The following is a 250-nucleotide window of genomic DNA, read 5'->3' on the forward strand; positions in this document are numbered from 1 at the left end:
TTGGCATTGTCAAGGCGGGATGAACGATTGGCTGGCGGCCCAATTAGAGCTGACCAACGTTGAGCCGCTGCAGATTACGGGGATTGATCCGATCTCGGGACGCGACTATGGAATGGGACGGCTGGGCGACTTATTGCAGCCAATGAGTCCAGCAGCATTTGGTCAATGGTGTCTGGAAAAGTTTCAGCTTAATGGGGCCCGTTTGATCGTCAATCCAGCCGATCAACAGCAGCTGATCAAGCGAGTGGCG

General features: G+C 54.4%; 1 protein-coding gene. It reads left to right on the forward strand.

Features of this window, described 5'->3' with window-relative positions:
• Positions 1-19: 19 nt before the first annotated feature.
• A partial coding sequence (locus tag LJE08_RS14250; RefSeq protein ID WP_227403613.1) for a Nif3-like dinuclear metal center hexameric protein occupies positions 20-250 on the forward strand: 231 nt, incomplete at its 3' end.

It is taken from the genome of Holdemanella sp. DFI.5.55 (assembly GCF_020593575.1).
Lineage (GTDB): Bacteria > Bacillota_I > Bacilli_A > Erysipelotrichales > Erysipelotrichaceae > Holdemanella > Holdemanella hominis.